General features: G+C 58.3%; 22 protein-coding genes. 10 read left to right on the forward strand and 12 right to left on the reverse strand.

The window, feature by feature from the left end:
- Positions 1-44: 44 nt before the first annotated feature.
- Positions 45-1028: an MDR family oxidoreductase gene (locus FQ192_RS29695; RefSeq protein ID WP_149661716.1), complete on the forward strand. Its 984-nt coding sequence runs from the start codon at positions 45-47 to the stop codon at positions 1026-1028.
- 61 nt (positions 1029-1089) lie between these two features.
- On the forward strand, positions 1090-1548 hold the full coding sequence (locus FQ192_RS29700; protein WP_149661717.1) for a GyrI-like domain-containing protein: 459 nt from the start codon (positions 1090-1092) through the stop codon (positions 1546-1548).
- Here FQ192_RS29700 and ada read toward each other — a convergent pair.
- The 6 genes from ada to FQ192_RS29725 all read right to left on the reverse strand — a co-directional run bounded on the left by ada (position 1545) and on the right by FQ192_RS29725 (position 5187).
- Positions 1545-2612 carry a bifunctional DNA-binding transcriptional regulator/O6-methylguanine-DNA methyltransferase Ada gene (gene ada / locus FQ192_RS29705; RefSeq protein WP_149661718.1) on the reverse strand — a complete coding sequence of 356 codons (1068 nt, stop codon included), beginning with the start codon at positions 2610-2612 and terminating at the stop codon, positions 1545-1547. The genes FQ192_RS29700 and ada overlap by 4 nt on opposite strands.
- Positions 2613-2684: 72 nt before the next feature.
- Complete coding sequence (gene alkB / locus FQ192_RS29710; RefSeq protein WP_149661719.1) at positions 2685-3371, reverse strand: DNA oxidative demethylase AlkB; 687 nt, start codon at positions 3369-3371, stop codon at positions 2685-2687.
- Positions 3361-4050, reverse strand: a complete 690-nt coding sequence (locus FQ192_RS29715) for a 2OG-Fe(II) oxygenase (RefSeq protein ID WP_149661720.1) — start codon at positions 4048-4050, stop codon at positions 3361-3363. Before FQ192_RS29715 ends, alkB begins: the two co-directional genes overlap by 11 nt.
- Complete coding sequence (locus FQ192_RS29720) at positions 4047-4547, reverse strand: methylated-DNA--[protein]-cysteine S-methyltransferase (protein WP_149661721.1); 501 nt, start codon at positions 4545-4547, stop codon at positions 4047-4049. Before FQ192_RS29720 ends, FQ192_RS29715 begins: the two co-directional genes overlap by 4 nt.
- 129 nt (positions 4548-4676) lie before the next feature.
- Positions 4677-4853 (reverse strand): hypothetical protein, encoded by a 177-nt coding sequence (locus tag FQ192_RS34125; protein WP_169368737.1) that lies wholly within the window; start codon positions 4851-4853, stop codon positions 4677-4679.
- A 28-nt stretch (positions 4854-4881) separates the two neighbouring features.
- On the reverse strand, positions 4882-5187 hold the full coding sequence (locus FQ192_RS29725; RefSeq protein ID WP_054050556.1) for a DUF1883 domain-containing protein: 306 nt from the start codon (positions 5185-5187) through the stop codon (positions 4882-4884).
- 211 nt (positions 5188-5398) lie between these two features.
- On the opposite strand from FQ192_RS29725, the gene FQ192_RS29730 reads away from it, so the two are divergent.
- On the forward strand, positions 5399-5755 hold the full coding sequence (locus tag FQ192_RS29730) for a hypothetical protein (protein WP_149661722.1): 357 nt from the start codon (positions 5399-5401) through the stop codon (positions 5753-5755).
- 71 nt (positions 5756-5826) lie between these two features.
- Entirely contained in the window at positions 5827-6057 is a 231-nt protein-coding gene (locus FQ192_RS29735) for a hypothetical protein (RefSeq protein ID WP_027922990.1), read from the forward strand.
- Positions 6058-6068: 11 nt separating this feature from the next.
- On the opposite strand, the gene FQ192_RS29740 is transcribed toward FQ192_RS29735, so the two are convergent.
- Both FQ192_RS29740 and FQ192_RS29745 read right to left on the reverse strand, forming a co-directional pair.
- Positions 6069-6350: a hypothetical protein gene (locus FQ192_RS29740; RefSeq protein WP_149661723.1), complete on the reverse strand. Its 282-nt coding sequence runs from the start codon at positions 6348-6350 to the stop codon at positions 6069-6071.
- A 137-nt stretch (positions 6351-6487) separates the two neighbouring features.
- Positions 6488-6676, reverse strand: coding sequence for a hypothetical protein (locus tag FQ192_RS29745; protein ID WP_054050563.1), 189 nt, complete (start codon positions 6674-6676; stop codon positions 6488-6490).
- Between the two features lie 259 nt (positions 6677-6935).
- Between FQ192_RS29745 and galU the strand changes: the two genes are divergently transcribed.
- Both galU and gorA read left to right on the forward strand, forming a co-directional pair.
- Entirely contained in the window at positions 6936-7775 is an 840-nt protein-coding gene (galU, locus tag FQ192_RS29750) for a UTP--glucose-1-phosphate uridylyltransferase GalU (protein WP_054050566.1), read from the forward strand.
- Between the two features lie 130 nt (positions 7776-7905).
- Positions 7906-9264, forward strand: a complete 1359-nt coding sequence (gorA, locus tag FQ192_RS29755; protein ID WP_149661724.1) for a glutathione-disulfide reductase — start codon at positions 7906-7908, stop codon at positions 9262-9264.
- On the opposite strand, the gene FQ192_RS29760 is transcribed toward gorA, so the two are convergent.
- Positions 9261-10271 (reverse strand): DNA-binding protein, encoded by a 1011-nt coding sequence (locus FQ192_RS29760; protein WP_149661725.1) that lies wholly within the window; start codon positions 10269-10271, stop codon positions 9261-9263. The genes gorA and FQ192_RS29760 overlap by 4 nt on opposite strands.
- A gap of 177 nt (positions 10272-10448) precedes the next feature.
- Between FQ192_RS29760 and FQ192_RS29765 the strand changes: the two genes are divergently transcribed.
- The 3 genes from FQ192_RS29765 to ahpF all read left to right on the forward strand — a co-directional run bounded on the left by FQ192_RS29765 (position 10449) and on the right by ahpF (position 13799).
- Positions 10449-11393, forward strand: a complete 945-nt coding sequence (locus FQ192_RS29765) for a site-specific integrase (protein WP_149661726.1) — start codon at positions 10449-10451, stop codon at positions 11391-11393.
- Positions 11394-11538: 145 nt separating this feature from the next.
- Positions 11539-12102: an alkyl hydroperoxide reductase subunit C gene (gene ahpC, locus FQ192_RS29770; protein WP_149661727.1), complete on the forward strand. Its 564-nt coding sequence runs from the start codon at positions 11539-11541 to the stop codon at positions 12100-12102.
- Positions 12103-12233: 131 nt separating this feature from the next.
- On the forward strand, positions 12234-13799 hold the full coding sequence (ahpF, locus tag FQ192_RS29775) for an alkyl hydroperoxide reductase subunit F (protein ID WP_149661728.1): 1566 nt from the start codon (positions 12234-12236) through the stop codon (positions 13797-13799).
- Positions 13800-13903: 104 nt separating this feature from the next.
- Here the strand turns inward: ahpF and gloA are convergent, their stop codons facing one another.
- Positions 13904-14425: a lactoylglutathione lyase gene (gene gloA / locus FQ192_RS29780; protein WP_149661729.1), complete on the reverse strand. Its 522-nt coding sequence runs from the start codon at positions 14423-14425 to the stop codon at positions 13904-13906.
- Between the two features lie 144 nt (positions 14426-14569).
- Here gloA and FQ192_RS29785 point away from each other — a divergent pair, with 144 nt between their 5' ends.
- Entirely contained in the window at positions 14570-15094 is a 525-nt protein-coding gene (locus FQ192_RS29785) for a DUF4946 domain-containing protein (protein WP_149661730.1), read from the forward strand.
- 218 nt (positions 15095-15312) lie between these two features.
- On the opposite strand, the gene FQ192_RS29790 is transcribed toward FQ192_RS29785, so the two are convergent.
- Positions 15313-15678 carry a histone-like nucleoid-structuring protein, MvaT/MvaU family gene (locus FQ192_RS29790; RefSeq protein WP_123408041.1) on the reverse strand — a complete coding sequence of 122 codons (366 nt, stop codon included), beginning with the start codon at positions 15676-15678 and terminating at the stop codon, positions 15313-15315.
- A 224-nt stretch (positions 15679-15902) separates the two neighbouring features.
- A complete protein-coding gene (locus tag FQ192_RS29795) occupies positions 15903-17438 on the reverse strand; it encodes an EAL domain-containing protein (protein ID WP_149661731.1) in 1536 nt (511 codons plus the stop codon).
- Positions 17439-17445: the final 7 nt, after the last annotated feature.

Below are 17445 nucleotides of genomic sequence, written 5' to 3' on the forward strand. Positions count from 1 at the left end.
ATTTCAATGACACCCCCCCTCAGCGAACCCAATGGGAGACAGCAATGTTCAAAGGTATTTTGATCGATAAAGACGACAGCGGTTACCGGGCCACACTGCAAGAGATCAATGACGAACAACTGCCCGAGGGCGACGTGACGGTGCGCGTGGCGTACAGCACGCTGAATTTCAAGGATGGCCTGGCGATCACCGGCAGCAGCCCGGTGGTGCGAAAATTCCCCATGGTGCCGGGGATCGATCTGGCAGGCACTGTCGAAGTCAGCGGGCATCCGGACTACAAGGTCGGTGACCTTGTCGTACTGAATGGCTGGGGCGTGGGGGAAGGGCATTGGGGCGGATTGGCGCAGAAAACGCGGCTCAATGGCGACTGGCTGATTCCACTGCCCAAGGCGTTCACGACAGCTCAGGCCATGGCCATCGGCACCGCCGGTTACACGGCGATGCTGTGCATCCTGGCGCTGGAGCACAACGGTGTCACCCCGGAACAAGGCGAAGTACTGGTCACTGGCGCTAATGGCGGGGTCGGCAGTTTTGCCATCGCACTGTTAAGCAGGCTCGGCTATCGCGTGGTGGCATCCACCGGCCGCACCTCGGAACACGACTACCTTAAACAGTTGGGCGCCAGTGAAATCATCGACCGCGCGACTCTGTCCGAGCCGGGCAAACCATTGGCCAAGGAACGTTGGGCCGCGGTGATCGACTCGGTCGGCAGCCACACCCTGGCCAACGCCTGTGCCAGCACCAAGGCCAACGGTACGGTCGCTGCCTGTGGTTTGGCCCAAGGCATGGACTTCCCGGCCTCCGTCGCACCGTTCATTTTGCGCGGTGTGACCCTCGCCGGGATTAACAGCGTGACCCAGCCCAAAGCCAAGCGTGTGCTGGCCTGGAATCGCCTGGCCGAGGATCTGGATTTCGCCCTGTTGCCGCTGATCAGCCACGAAATCGGCTTGAGCGAAGCGATCGAGGCGGCTCCGCGTTTGCTTGCCGGGCAACTGCGGGGAAGGGTTGTCGTCGACGTCAATCGCTGACAAGGTAGGCGCCGTTGCGGCTCGTCAGGGCCGCAGATCTCATTAAGGGAGTGGCGCCGCAATGGAAGTTAAACAAGTCTACGTAGCGCCGTTCATTGTGTCCGGGCTGCAGGTGCGCACTCGCAACACCGCGGAACAAACCGCTGAAACGGCGAAGATTGGTCCGATGTGGGGGCGTTTTTACAGCGAAGGGTTGATGGAAAGGATTGCACCGCAGCCTGCCGGCTCGCCGGTCTATGGTGTGTATTCCGGGTATGAATCCGATGCCTCGGGGGCGTTCGACGTCACCGCCGGGATGGGGGCTCAAGAGCCTGCGCCAGGTTACGAAAGCATCTCTATCGAAGACGGCCGCTATCTGGTCTTTGAGGGCAGCGGACCCATGCCGGATGCCGTGATCAGTGCCTGGCAATTCATCTGGAATTATTTCGAGTCCAACCCGCAAATCGAGCGCCGGTTTGCGACTGACTTTGAAGCCTATACCGGCCCCGAGTCAGTCGCGGTGCATATCGGCATCGTCTAAGGCTGGGTTTCGCGCTCCAGCAACTGCCGCTTGCGCTCCACGCCCCAGCGATAACCCGACAGGTTGCCGTCGCTGCGCACCACCCGGTGACAGGGAATCGCGACGGCGAGGCTGTTTGCGCCGCAGGCCTGGGCCACGGCGCGCACCGCTTTCGGCGAACCGATGCGCAGGGCGATATCGGCGTAGCTGGCCGTGCAGCCTGCCGGAATCTCCCGCAGGGCTTGCCAGACGCGCTCTTGAAATGCCGTGCCGCGCACGTCCAGGGGCAAGTCCAGGCCGATGGCCGGCGCTTCGATAAAGCCGACGACCTGGGCGATCAACTGCTCGAAGCCATGATCGGCGCCAATCAGGTTGGCGCGCCGGAATTTATCCTGCAGATCACACACCAGTTGGTGCGGATCGTCCCCCAACAGAATTGCGCAAATACCCCGTTCACTCTGCGCCACCAGAATCGCGCCCAATGAGCACTGGCCAACGGCAAAGCGAATGTCGTTGTTCTGGCCTTCGGCGCGGTAATCGCCGGGTTTCATGCCCAACAACTGATCAGCCGCTTCATAAAACCGACTGTTGGAATTGAAGCCCGCGTCATACAGCGCGTCGGTCACCGAGCCGCCATCGCTCAAACGCTCGCGAACCCGACGTGAGCGGTGGGCGCTGGCGTAACCCTTGGGCGTCAGGCCGGTCACGGCTTTGAACACGCGGTGGAAATGGAAACTGCTCAAACCGGCGGCGTCGGCCAGTTCGTTCAACGCCGGCAGAGTCTCGGCTGATTCAATTTGACGGCAGGCGGCCGCTACGGTCGCGGCATGTTGGGCGGCGACGTCGCTTTGATCCTTCGCCGCCCGTTTGCTGGGGCGGTAACCGGCGGCCTGAGCCTGTTCCGCGGTGTCGAAGAATTCGACGTTCTGCGGTTTCGGCAGGCGCGCCAGGCTGCTGGGGCGGCAATAGATGCCAGTGGTTTTCACTGCATAGACGAACTGCCCGTCAGCCTTGGGGTCGCGGGCGACGACGGCGGCCCAGCGAGGGTCGTTCTCGGTGGCGGTCTTGGTCGAAGAGAGGGTCATGGCTTCAGGTCCGTTGACGGGTTTCATGCAGATTAAGCAACTGGCCGGGCTGTGGCACTCCGGGGCTTGCGGTCAAACTAAGCCAGCCTTACGAAACGTAAAATTGATCCGCTGTTCGCCCAGTCGTGGATGCTGCCCCTCCTTGATCGGCAATACGCCGTGATAACGCAAGCGATCAACACCGCCCCAGACCACGATGTCACCATGAAACAACGGCACTCGCTGGCTCTTGTCGCTGCGTTCGAAACCACCAAACAGAAACATTGCCGGCAACCCCAAGGACACCGAAACGATAGGTGCCGCGTAGGAACCTTCGTCTTTATCCTGATGCAAAGACATCTTGGCCCCTGGGACATAGCGGTTGATCAGGCAGGAATCCGGCACGAAGTCGGCAAATCCTGCTTCCCGCGCCGCCGTTTGCGCCAGCTCGAAAAACACCTCGGGCATCGCCGGCCAGGGTTGCCCGGTTTGCGGATCGTTGCGGGTGTAGCGGTAACCGCTGCGGTCAGTGGTCCAGCCCAGCGTGCCGCAACTGCTCAGCGCCACCGACATCTTGAAACCGCCGGGCGTGACCATTTGCCGAAACGGTGCGGTCAGGAGAACAGCCTCTAATGCCGGCAACAACCGGTCGAGCAGGGGCAGGGCAAAGCCCCGGAGGACGTAGGACTGTTCGCCGAGCTGCTCGCGCCGGGGCGGTTGCTCGGGTTCGACGTCGGCGAACAGATCGAGGGTGGTCGGGGTCATGGTTTCATAGCGCATCGTGAAAGATGATTCCAAGGGTATGCCGTTTTCCGCTGTGCAGGCGACTGACGCCGTGGCGCAGGGTCACGCGGTAATAGCCGCGAACGCCTTTGACCGGGCGCTGGTTGACGGCAAAGATCAGCCCGTCGCCTTTCTTCAGTCCGATCACCTGGGGCCGCGACTGCATTCGCGGACGCTGTTCGGTGAGCACGAACTCGCCGCCAGTGAAGTCTTCGTTCGGTTCTGATAGCAAAATCGCCACTTGCAGTGGGAAAACGTGTTCGCCGTACAAATCCTGATGCAGGCAGTTGTAATCCTGCGGGCCGTATTGCAGCAACAACGGTGTCGGTCGCTCCTGACCGGCGGCATGGCAACGTGCAATGAAGGCGTCGTGAGTGTCGGGGAAACGGATCGGCAGGTCCATGTGCTCATACCAGCGATTGGCGATGGGCACCAATCGCGGATACAGCCTGGTTCGCAACCGGCCCACCACCTCTGGCAACGGGTACTTGAAGTACTTGTACTCGCCGCGCCCGAAACCATGACGGGCCATCATGACTTGTGAGCGGAAGGGCTCGGGCTGGGCGTACAACGCGCTGACTTGGTCGCATGTCTGGTGGCTCAACAACGACCGGATAATGGCGCAACCGTCCTGATCGAGCTGTTGTTCCAGCAACGCCCAGTCCAACGAGCTCATGGTTGCGCCTCGCGATCGAGCAACTGCCGTTTGCGTTCCAGCCCCCAGCGATAACCACCCAGACCGCCATCCTGACGCAGCACCCGATGGCACGGCACGATCACCGCCACCGGGTTGGCGCCACACGCATTGGCCACCGCACGAAATGCATGGGGCTGATCGAGACGTCGCGCGATATCGCGATAGCTGGCGGTTTGACCAGCCGGGATTTGCCGCAGGGCTTCCCAGACCTGCCGTTGAAAGGTACTACCGGCCAGATCCAGCGGCAGATCAAAGGCCATGCGCGGATTATCGAGGTGACGCAGGGTTTGCTCCAGCCAAGGGGCCAAGCCCTCATCGCGCCGCAACGTGCCGCAAAAGCGCCGCGCCAGATCCTGCTCCAGGCTGGCCAGGTCATCACCCAGCAGCAACGCACACAGGCCCTTGTCGCTGAACGCCAGCAACAACTCGCCCAGCGCACACGTGCCATTGATATAGCGAATCGAGGAAGTAGACATGTTCTGACTCCTGAACCTAAGGTTGAGGTGGCCAGACTAGGGCGCGTTGATCGAGCGAACACTCCGGCGCTTGCGGTCAAACTTTTACAGGCGGGGGAGCTGACGTCCCTGTTGTCGCTCCCGATCGCGTTACAGCGCTTTGCTGACGGCGATGTCGCTGATCACGTCGTCGCTCTGGCCATGAATGGCGTCCAGGGCGGCCTTGGCTTCGGCTTCGGTGCCGTTTTCAAGCTGGGCGAACTCGAAACGACGTTCGCCGTTGAGTTTGTATTTGATGACGTACTTGGTCGTTTGGGCCACGGTCATGATTGCCTCTTTACGTGTAGGGCGTTGCTCAGCTCAGTTTTGTGCTGGAGCGGCGGACGATCTTGATCGAATGGGTCAGGGTCGGCTTGCGCGTAACGCTGATAGCCTTGCGGCTGTTGACCATGTCGATGGTGATGTTCCAGAAACCGGTGCTCGGTGCGGTAATGCGCGCCGGGAAGGTGTCGAATGCGCCGCCGTGGTAAGTGTGACGGCCGCCATTCTTGAAGCTGCGGAAGTTGGCGTCGTTCATCAAGCGGATGTTGCACATTTGGGAGCACTGGATGACGACAATGTCGTCCTCATTGAGGTGCTCGCGCTGGTGGATAAATTTCATGAGGCGCCTCCAGAAGGGCTTTTTCTACAAAATCAAAACGATAGCAGGGCAATTGGCAGAGTTTATCAGCCCGAACGGGTTATTATCTGGCTGTCAGCGTCGTGTTTGACAATTAAAAACAGTTATTCGGAATTCTATGAGCGATAAATGCAACGAGCCTCGGAGAAAAACAGTATTTACGCTGTCGGAGGGTCTTTATCGGAGGTTTTGTATGAAATGGGGTGTCCTGGTCCTGCCGCTAGCGCTGGCGGTGAGTGGTTGTGCCAATGTCGCAGAAATCAACGAGACACTGCCGACCATGAACGTGATCTCAGGTAAAAAACCTCATGAGTACGCGCAATGCCTGGTCGAGAAACTGGCCTCCAGCCGCGGTGCCTTGCAGCTTGAACCGCATAAGGAAGGCGTGCGGGTGATTGTTCCAGGGAAACTGTCCTCGGGGCCGGCTGCCGTATTTGATATCGAAGATCGCTCCGGCGGCAGCAGTATCAAATTGCATGAGCGCATGTCCAACGTGCCGGTACGTCCAAAGGATGTGCAGCGTGCCGCCACGGTGTGCATATCCGGCTGATAGACTGTCGACCGTCCGCCTGATGCCGCCAAAGCGATGCTTTGGCGGCATCGTCATTTCTGGAGCCGCGCATGAAGCGAGAGCAAGTTCGGGAACGCCATGCAGAGGGCCATATCTCTGCCACCCACGTGATTCAGAACCCGGCGAATCCGGGGGAGTGGATCGTATTTTTCAAGAAAAGCGCCGGGCGCAGTTATTTCCTGGTGGATGACAACGATGAAGTCGAGTCCTTCAGTCGCCTGGACGATTTGATCGAGACCGTGCGCGGTCTCGGGATCAAGTTTGCCGAAATCCACATGTAGGGCAGGGCGCCTTACTTGCAGACCACCACCACGCTGCGGTTCTTGAAGTTGCCCACGTCGACGCCCAGGGTCTTGTCGCTTTCCTTGGTCGACGGTGTGCCGTCGGTGCCAACGATCCGGTAGCCGGTGCCGGCACACGAGTCATCAGCCTTTTCGTAGCAGGTGGCCCAGGAGTTGGCTTCCCCGGAGCAGTCGATGGTTAAGCCTTGCTCGCCGTTATTCAGATAGATTTTTTCAGAGGTGGCGCAGCCAGTGAGCGCCAGTACCGCAATCAGTGCCAGAAGTTTGTTCATGTCGTTGTCGTCGTCAGATGATGGGGCTAAGCGTGTGACAGCAGCGGTGTCAAAAGGTTATAGCGATTGGCCACTTTGTTGCGGGCAAACATAAAAAAGCCCTGCGCAATGGCAGGGCTGCTCGAATCAGCTGCGTGTCAGGACTTGTCCTTGCCGCGCCGCTTCGGGCCTGCGGGTTGATCTTGCAACACCGATGCCACCTCGATCGCCAACGCTTCGGTCGGGAAAGGTCCGGCGATATTCTCGCCCGCGACGCTGTCTACCCACCATTGGCCGTCTTTCGCCTGATTGATCAGGTACCCGTTGACGCTTTTTGCTACCGACATCTATCTGCCTCGTTGGCTTGGTTCAATCGCGCCATGATACCGCCAAATGCACTCAACGGGTGCTGATGGGCGTATGGTGGTGCGATTGCCGGTCGGCGCAAAGCCGGTGGTCTGTGCTATCAATAAAAGCTTATGGGAACTATCCGCCAGAATATTTCTCTATGATGGCATCGGTTAGCCAGTGCGGGGCATTGTAAGGTGCACGCCGCCTGATTAGACTGCGCCGAAACTCGTACACACAGCCCTTTCAAGGACTTATATGATCAAGAAATGCTTGTTCCCAGCAGCCGGTTACGGTACTCGCTTCCTGCCAGCGACTAAAGCCATGCCCAAAGAAATGCTGCCGGTGGTAAACAAGCCACTGATCCAGTACGGCGTCGAAGAAGCACTGGACGCTGGGTTGACCGAAATCTCCATCGTGACCGGTCGCGGCAAACGCGCTCTGGAAGACCACTTCGACATCAGCTACGAGCTGGAAAACCAGATCAAGGGCACCGACAAGGAAAAATACCTCGTCGGCATCCGTAAACTGCTCGACGAGTGCTCGTTCTCCTACACTCGCCAGACCGAAATGAAAGGCCTGGGCCATGCAATCCTGACTGGCCGTCCGCTGATCGGCGACGAACCTTTCGCCGTGGTGCTGGCGGATGACTTGTGCGTCAACCTCGACGGCGACGGCGTGCTGACCCAGATGGTCAAGCTGTACAAACAGTACCGCTGCTCGATCATCGCGATCCAGGAAGTCGATCCGCTGGAAACCAACAAGTACGGCGTTATCGCCGGTGACTTGATCGGTGACGACCTGTACCGCGTGCGCAACATGGTTGAGAAACCAGCGCCGGAAGATGCACCGTCGAACCTGGCGATCATCGGCCGTTACATCCTGACGCCGGACATCTTCGACCTGATCAAGCAAACCGAGCCAGGCAAGGGCGGCGAGATCCAGATCACCGACGCCTTGATGAAGCAGGCGCAAAACGGTTGCGTGATTGCCTACAAGTTCAAAGGCAAGCGTTTCGACTGCGGTGGCGCTGAAGGCTACATCGAAGCGACCAACTTCTGCTTCGAGAACTTCTACAAGACTGGCAAGGCTTACTGATAGCGCCTGACCCACTTGTACTGAGAAAACCACCTTCGGGTGGTTTTTTCGTTTTCCAGCCCCATATTGTTCGCAGCGCTTGCCCAATGGGCGTCTGCGGGTATGCTGATGGCCTGCCGAGGAGATAGAAATGGCCTACGATTTTGACCTTTATGTGATTGGCGCCGGTTCCGGCGGTGTGCGGGCTGCGCGATTCGCGGCCGGTTTTGGCGCGAAAGTGGCCGTGGCCGAAAGCCGCTACCTGGGCGGTACGTGCGTGAACGTCGGTTGCGTGCCGAAAAAACTGCTGGTCTACGGCGCCCACTTCGCCGAAGACTTCGAACAGTCCTCCGGTTTCGGCTGGAGCCTGGGTGAGGCGAAGTTCGATTGGGCGACGCTGATCGCCAACAAGGATCGCGAGATCAATCGCCTGAACGGCATTTATCGCAACCTGCTGGTCAACAGCGGCGTGACCCTGCATGAAGGCCACGCCAAGATCGTCGACCCGCACACGGTCGAGATCAATGGCCAACGCCACAGCGCCAAAAATATTCTGATTGCTACCGGCGGCTGGCCGCAGATCCCGGAAATTCCGGGGCACGAACACGCGATCAGCTCCAACCAGGCGTTCTTCCTCAAAGAATTGCCGAAACGCGTTCTGGTGGTCGGTGGTGGTTACATCGCGGTGGAATTCGCCGGGATCTTCCATGGCCTGGGCGCCGAGACCACGTTGCTGTATCGCGGCGATCTGTTCCTGCGCGGCTTCGATGGCGCGGTGCGCAAACACTTGCAGGAAGAGCTGACCAAGCGCGGCATGGATCTCCAATTCAACGCGGACATCGAGCGTATCGAGAAACTGGCCGATGGCAGTCTGAAAGCCACCCTCAAGGATGGCCGCGAGCTGGAAGCCGATTGCGTGTTCTACGCCACCGGACGGCGTCCGATGCTGGACAACCTAGGCCTGGAAAACACCGGCGTCAAACTCGACAAGAAAGGTTTCGTTGAAGTTGATGAGCAGTACCAGACCTCCGAGCCGTCGATCCTCGCCTTGGGCGATGTGATCGGCCGCGTCCAGCTGACGCCAGTGGCGCTGGCCGAGGGAATGGCCGTTGCCCGGCGCCTGTTCAAGCCCGAGCAATACCGTCCGGTGGATTACAAGATGATCCCGACCGCCGTGTTCAGCTTGCCGAACATCGGCACCGTCGGCCTGAGCGAAGAAGAGGCCCGGGAAGCCGGGCACGAAGTGGTGATCTACGAAAGCCGTTTCCGGCCGATGAAGCTGACCCTGACTGAATGCCAGGAACGCACGCTGATGAAGCTGGTGGTGGATGCCAAGACCGACAAGGTCCTGGGTTGCCACATGGTCGGCCCGGACGCCGGGGAAATCGTCCAAGGCTTGGCGATTGCCTTGAAGGCTGGCGCCACCAAGCGCGATTTCGACGACACCATCGGCGTGCACCCGACGGCCGCTGAAGAGTTCGTCACCATGCGCACACCTGTCGCGGGTTAATCGTCCTGCGCGGCGTCTGGCGCGGTTGCAACGACCGCCGCCAGGCGCACGCTTTCATCCAGGCTGGCCTGGGTCTTCGCCAATTCGATTTCCAGCGACTGATTGATCTGCGACTGTTCGTCGACGTTCTGTTTGAGCGCCTGGCTTTCCAGTAACGCAATACGCAGGCGTTCCTGGAGGAGGGTGCGTTCGCTGTCGACGCGATTGGCTTGCTCCAGCAACTGATCCTGGCGAGTGTTGGCCTGCTTGAGCTGCTCCTGTAACAGGCTCAATTCCCGCAGAGTCCCACGGTTTTCAGTCAGCAGACGTTCATTGTCGCGGTGCAATTGGGTGATTTCATCCTGGCGGACGAGGGCGCTTTGCTGGGCTTGGCGCAATTCCATCTGAATCTGTTGTACCTGGCCTTCGTGGCGGCGCTGATCCTGATCGCGCTGTTCCTTGACCGAGTTGCGGTAGTGCTCAAGGGCATCCCGGGCGTGCAGGTGCTTTTCTTCAAGGGAGCGGATCTGCTCATCCTTGTCTTTCAAGCGCAATTCGAAATCTGACAGTGCCTGGTTCAGCCCGGCGTTGCGGGTTTGCTCGGTCTGCAGCATCGAGCGGGTTTCCAGCAGTGTGTCGGACTCCTGTGTCAGTGCCAGGCTTTGAATCTCGTATTGCTGATGCAGTTCGGTGTTGGCCTCACGGGCTTCTTCGAGCTGAGATTCCAGTTCCTTGCGCTGGCGATCGAACTGCTCACGCGCCTGATCGATGGGCTCTTGCGCCTGCTCCTTGAGGCGTTGCGCCAGGCGCGCCACCAAGCCTGCCAGCTCATCATCAATCGGTTCGGCCGTTTCTTCGACGCGTTCCGGGCCGCCATCCAGCTCCTTCAAATAGCGATGAATCGTGGTTTTCGAGCCGGTATTGCCCATCTCGATCCGTACCGCATCGATGCTGGGGTTTTCGCCACGGGCGAGGATCGCCAACCGTGCCGCTTGTACGACCGCTTTATTTACGCCGCCACGAGCCATGAGTTCTCCTACGATTTCGTACTGTGGTACATATTATTAATTACACAGTGTACCACTGCCAAATAAAAGTTAAATACTTTACGTTTTTAACACGGGATATACTGGTATTACCCCGTGTGATACGTCATAAACGCGGTTTACACCCGCCAAAGCGGTACGTTTTCGAGAGCTGAGCCCATGACCGATCTGGATCGCTACCTGCAAGCCGCCACCCGCGACAACACCCGTCGCAGCTACCGGGCGGCCATCGAGCACTTCGAAGTCAGTTGGGGAGGGTTTTTGCCGGCGACCAGCGATAGCGTTGCGCGCTATCTAGTCGCGCATGCGGGCGTGCTCTCGATCAACACCTTGAAGCTGCGCCTGTCGGCATTGGCGCAATGGCACAACAGTCAGGGTTTTGCCGATCCGACCAAAGCGCCGGTGGTGCGCCAGGTATTCAAGGGGATTCGCGCGTTGCACCCGGCGCAGGAGAAGCAGGCTGAGCCGTTGCAACTTCAGCATTTGGAGCAAGTGGTGGCCTGGCTTGAGCAGGAAGCGCAAACCGCCCGGGCTGCGGGTGATCAGCCGGGATTATTGAGGGCGCGACGTGACACGGCGCTGATCCTGCTGGGATTCTGGCGCGGCTTTCGTAGCGATGAGTTGTGCCGCTTGCAGATCGAGCACGTGAAGGCCATCGCTCAATCGGGGATAACGCTCTATTTGCCCCGTAGCAAAAGTGACCGCGAAAACCTCGGCAAGACCTATCAGACGCCAGCATTGCAGCGCTTATGCCCGGTGCAGGCCTACATTGCCTGGATTACCGAAGCGGCATTGGTTCGCGGGCCGGTGTTCCGCGGCATCGACCGTTGGGGGCATCTGAGCGAGGAGGGCTTGCACGCCAACAGCGTCATTCCGCTGCTGCGCCAGGCGCTGGAGCGTGCCGGTATCCCGGCCGAGCAGTACACCAGTCACTCCTTGCGTCGCGGTTTTGCAACATGGGCCCATCAGAGTGGTTGGGACTTGAAGTCGTTGATGAGTTACGTGGGCTGGAAGGATATGAAATCCGCCATGCGCTATGTTGAAGCGAGCCCGTTTCTCGGGATGACGCCCCTTGAGGAAAAGGCCATTGGCGCTGCTCAGTAGGTTTTCTTCTATTAATACGTTGCGCTAATAGCGAAAACCAATGAGCAGCATGAGCTTTGCCAATGAGCCATCCGTCCATCGAGTGGGTAGGATTCACCCCATCAACTTCTTAACCAAACTTTTCAACCCTGACGGAGAGTCACCGATGCCTATCATCAACAGCCAAGTAAAACCGTTCAAAGCTACCGCTTACAAAAATGGCGACTTCGTACAAGTGTCTGACGCTGACCTGAAAGGCAAATGGTCGGTCGTGTTCTTCTACCCAGCCGACTTCACCTTCGTTTGCCCAACCGAACTGGAAGACCTGGCTGACAACTACAGCGCATTCCAGAAACTGGGCGTCGAGATCTACAGCGTTTCCACCGATACCCACTTTGCACACGCTGCCTGGCACAACACTTCGCCAGCCATCGGCAAAATCGAATACACCATGATCGGCGACCCGACCCACGCCATCTCCCGCAACTTCGACGTGCTGATCGAAGAAGTTGGCCTGGCTGACCGTGGCACCTTCGTGATCAACCCTGAAGGCCAGATCAAAATTGTTGAGCTGAACGACGGCGGTGTTGGCCGTGACGCTTCCGAGCTGCTGCGCAAAATCAAGGCTGCTCAGTACGTCGCTGCTCACCCGGGCGAAGTATGCCCAGCCAAGTGGAAAGAAGGCGAAGCCACCCTGGCTCCGTCCTTGGACCTGGTCGGCAAGATCTAAGTCTGTGACACCAGCAATATCAGGGCGGGTTTCCGCACCTCAGTAAGCTGCAACCGCCCAATAAAAACGCCCGGGCGAGATTCGCTCGGGCGTTTTTTTTCGCCTCAAATAAAGTAAAGGAAATCGCCCGTATGTTGGACGCCAATCTTAAAGCCCAGTTGAAATCGTACCTGGAACGGGTCACCCAACCGATCGAGATCGTTGCCTCCCTCGACGACGGTGCGAAATCCCAGGAAATGCTTGAACTGCTGAAAGACGTTACCAGTCTTTCCAACCAAATTACCTTGCTCGACAACGGTGATGATGCACGCAAACCATCGTTCTCGATCAACCGCCCAGGTGCCGACATCAGCCTGCGTTTCGCCGGCATTCCCATGGGCCACGAATTCACTTCGCTGGTGCTGGCCTTGCTGCAAGTCGGCGGCCACCCTTCGAAAGCCAGCGTTGAAGTGATCGAGCAGATCCGCTCGCTCAAAGGCCAGTTCAGCTTCGAGACGTACTTCTCGCTGTCCTGCCAGAACTGCCCGGACGTGGTCCAGGCGCTGAACCTGATGGCGGTCCTGAACCCTAACATTCGCCACGTCGCCATTGACGGCGCGTTGTTCCAGGCTGAAGTCGATGACCGCAAGATCATGGCCGTGCCGAGCATCTACCTGAACGGCGAACTCTTCGGCCAAGGCCGCATGGGCCTGGAAGAAATCCTCGCCAAGATCGACACCAGCGGTGCCGAACGCCAGGCCGAGAAGATCAGCGCCAAAGAAGCCTTTGATGTGTTGATCGTCGGCGGTGGCCCGGCCGGTGCTTCGGCGGCGATCTACGCGGCTCGTAAAGGCATCCGCACCGGTGTGGCCGCTGAGCGTTTTGGTGGGCAGGTGCTGGACACCATGGCCATCGAAAACTTCATTTCCGTGCAGGAAACCGAAGGGTCGAAACTGGCCAGCGCCTTGGAAGAACACGTCAAGCAGTACGACGTTGACATCATGAACCTGCAACGCGCCACCGCGCTGATCCCGGCGAAGAATGTCGGCGAGTTGCACGAAGTTCGCTTTGAAAGCGGTGCCAGCCTGAAAACCAAGGCACTGATCCTTGCTACCGGCGCCCGCTGGCGCGAAATGGGTGTGCCGGGCGAGCAGGAATATAAAGCCAAGGGCGTGTGCTTCTGCCCGCACTGCGACGGCCCGCTGTTCAAGGGCAAGCGCGTGGCGGTGATCGGCGGCGGTAACTCCGGCGTCGAAGCGGCCATCGACCTGGCCGGCATCGTCAGCCACGTTACGTTGCTGGAATTCGACAGCAAGTTGCGCGCCGATGCCGTATTGCAGCGCAAGTTGTACAGCCTGTCGAATGTCACTGTCATCACCAGCGCGTTGACCAGCGAAGTGAAAGGCGACGGGCAGAAGGTGACCGGTCTGGTCTACAAGGATCGTGATTCTGGTGAGTTCAACACGGTCGAGCTGCAAGGGATCTTCGTGCAAATCGGTCTGTTGCCTAACACCGATTGGCTCAAAGGCACCGTCGAGCTGACGCCTCGTGGCGAGATCATTGTCGATGCGCGCGGTGAAACTTCATTGCCGGGTGTGTTCGCCGCTGGCGACGTCACCACCGTGCCGTACAAGCAGATCGTGATTGCGGTGGGCGAGGGTGCCAAGGCATCCCTGAGCGCATTCGACCACCTGATCCGGACCTCGGCCCCGGCTTAAACGCCAACGCTGAAAACACAAAACCCCGTGAGCGATCATGGGGTTTTTGTGCTTGATGCTGATCGTTACCGCGCAGCGTGGGAACGATCGGCGGTGGTGTATTTTTACATCGGTGCCGGCTGAATGATCTCGACCCAGTAAGCATCCGGGTCCTTGATAAACGCCAGGCTCTTCATGCGGCCATCGTTCAAACGCTTCTGGAAATCACAGCCCAGCGCTTCGAATCGCTCGCACGCGGCGCGGATGTCCGGCACGGAAATACAGATATGACCGAAGCCCCGCGGGTCGGTGTTGCCGTTGTGGTAGGCAAACGCCGGATCGTTTTCGGTGCCGTGGTTGTGGGTCAGTTCCAGAATGCCGGGGATCGACTTCATCCACTCGGTACGCGCCGCGGCATCGGCCGGGATCTGGTTTTTGTCGACCCGCGCCAGGAAGTACAGACTGAATTCGGCTTCCGGGAAATCGCGCTTTTCAACCAGCGAGAAACCGAGGATGCGCGTGTAGAAATCCAGGGACTTGGTGATGTCCTTGACTCGCAGCATGGTGTGGTTGAAGACGAACTTCTGGGTGCTGCTGTCAGGCTGGGCAGTGACGCCGGGAAAGTTGTTCAATTCGTGCAGGCTCATGGGCCCTCCGGAAAATATGTGGGGCTGGCGATGGTCGCAATGATACGCAAGCGACCCGGCATCGCCAAACCAAAACGCCCGGCTATTGCCTGGCGGCCGGGTGAGGCTCAGACTTTGTGGTTCAATCTATGAGTGCCTCTCGTAATGATCCGACCGTTTGCATCGCTATTCGTTTTCATGGGTTTGTTGGCGCTGGCCACGGCGGCGCAGGCCGATACACCGAGCATTACCTGGCCCAGTGGCTGGGAGGTGGAAGTCATTGCTGCAAATGGGGCCGCGCCGCAGGTGTCCCGCCAGCGCGCAGTGAAAAACGACGCCGATGGCAACCAGGTGCTGGTGATGGAGCTGACGATGACGCCAGTGGAAAGCGACCATCAGGTGAACTTGCAGGGTGTGTTGCTGGAAATGCGCAAGTCGGTGCAAAAAGACTTTTTTCAGGGGGGATATCAAAGTGTCTGCAACCGGATTCACCCGACGACATTAAGCCGGCTGTCAGCCCTTGAAACCACTTGTACGGTCACTCAGAACGGTCGACACGTGCTGTCTCAAACATTGGTCGCGGCTGTGGAGGCGGACAGGGCCTATGTTCTTTCCTACGCGGGACAGGCCGAGGTTTATAAGGCAAGTCAGGACGAAATAGCGGCTGCCCGCAACAGCTTGAAACTTTAGATGAAGAATTGAGCGGCGATGGGTTTCGGCAACCTCGGGTTTTACTTACCCAAAGGGATTAAACACAAAGTTGCCCGCCAAGTACCGAGCGTCGGTTCAGGTGGCAGCCTCCTTTACAAGGAGTTTCCAACTTGATCGGCGGTCAATCGTTGTATTTGTTAGATATTGTCCATAAAAAAACCCTGCATTAGCAGGGCTTTTTTTGTTGCCGCGAAGGGTTAGCCGCGCAACCAGGAATCGACGGTAGCAGCGCCGTACTGTTCTTTCCAGGCTTTCAGGCCGCGGTGGTTACCGCCCTTGGTTTCAATCAGTTCACCGGTGTGCGGGTTGTGATAGACCTTGACGACGCGGGCGCGACGGGTTTTAGGCGCTGCGGCCTGTTGCAGGCCCGATTTAGCCGGGTTCGGATCGAGAATGGCGATGATGTCGCGCAGGCTTTTGCCGTAAGTTTTCATCAGCCCCTGGAGCTTTTCTTCGAATTCGATTTCTTTCTTGAGCCCGGCATCGTTCTTCAAGGATTCGAGCTGCTTGAGCTGTTCTTGAAGGGCCTTTTCAGCTGCACGAAATTCAGCGAGTCTGGACAATATCTTTACTCCAATAGTGTGTTTGGCTGATACCAACCGCAAACAAAGCTATAAGCCAAGAGCCTTGAAGCGACTCGGTGATAATGGCTCACCTGCCAATCTTGCGCAGGCAAGAAAAATTGTAGTAGTTAATTGTCCAAGAGTAAATCCTGTCTTTTTCTTCATGTAACAACAGCAGTCTTTTGATTCAATTTGGTGCAACATTTTGTTATTTACCCAGCCAGTTAATGGTGACTTAATGCATTAATGAAGTCCGCGCCGGGCATTGGCCGACCGAACAGGTAGCCTTGCAGGAAGTTCACGTTGTGCGCTGTCAGGTAATCGCTTTGCTCTTGGGTTTCCACACCTTCGGCAACAATTCCCAGGTCCAGCTTGGCCGAGAGTTCGATGATGCTGTCCAGAATATGCCGGGAAAGCGCATCGGCACCGATCATGGCGACGAAGCTCTGATCGATTTTCAGGAAGTCCACGTTGAATTGGCGCAAGTACCCCAGACTTGAATGGCCGGTGCCGAAATCATCGATCGCGATCATCACGCCCAACCCGTGAAGTTGCTCGAACAACTGATGAGTCAGGGCCGTCGGTTCGATCAGTTCGCGCTCGGTCAGCTCCAGCACCAGGCTGATGCTATCCGGCGCAAAAGCACCGAGAAACGTTCGGCAATCCTCCACCAGTTCCAGGTCTTGGCAATGGCTGGCGGTAATGTTGATGCCAATATGAAACGGGCTGTCGAAGGAGGCCGATATCGGTGCCAACAGTGCGGCGGTCTGCTGCATCAATGAACGGGTCATGGGTACGATCAACCCCGAGTGTTCGGCAAACGGGATAAACAGATCCGGCCGCACCAAACCTTCCTTGGGATGACTCCAACGCATCAGCACCTCGGCGCCGCTCCATTTTTTAGTGTCGCCATGCACCACCGGTTGAAAATACGGAATGAACTCACCGGCCTCCAGTGCGCGCTGCAACTCAACGCTCGGCGACGAAGCACGCTTTTGCAGGATGTGCCCGATCGAGCCCGACACCACGCCAAAAAAGATCAGCAGGCTGAACAGCGGCGGGTACTCGCTGCTCATGTAACGCCAGGTCTCACCCTCGGGAAAACCGGCGGCCACGGTAAACGCATACTGCTTGGAAACCCGCACGCTTTGCGCCACCGGCAAGACGGGCAGGGCGCCGTCCCGGACTTTGCCGTCGGCGGCCAACCAGTGATTGCCCACTTGCAGCAACAGCGACGTCTGGCGGCCGATCAACCGCAGCACGTTACTCAGGTGATAACCGTCGAGGGTGGTCAGCGCGCCCTTTTTTTCATCACTGAGGCGATAGACCAGCAGCGCGGTGTTGGGCGTGACCGGGTTGCCATTCATCAACCACAACTGGCCTTGGGTGTAGTCGCCGGGGTTGACCTTCTCCTGATGTTCGCCGAACAACGAACTGCAATAAAGGTTGTTGTCGTACACCAGATTCGTGGAGCGCACGAAGGGGCGGCGGGTCACCTGTTCGCGCAGCGCCAGTGTGGCGTCGTTGCAACTATTGCCAGCCAGGGGCAGCAACACCCGCGCGGCCTCGGCAGTGTTGTCGAGCATCAGATTGAATTGGCGCAAGGCTTCATCGGCGGTTTGTTCGGTGCTTTGCTGCAACGCGCGCCCGGCTTGCATATAAAGGATGGCGAAGCCCAGAAGAACCGGGAGCACCCCGCTCAACACGGTCACAGCAATCCGGGTGCTGCGCTTGCGGCGGGATTTGACGGTTAGTGGCATCTGCGAA

Source organism: Pseudomonas sp. ANT_J12 (assembly GCF_008370045.1).
Taxonomy (GTDB): Bacteria; Pseudomonadota; Gammaproteobacteria; order Pseudomonadales; family Pseudomonadaceae; genus Aquipseudomonas.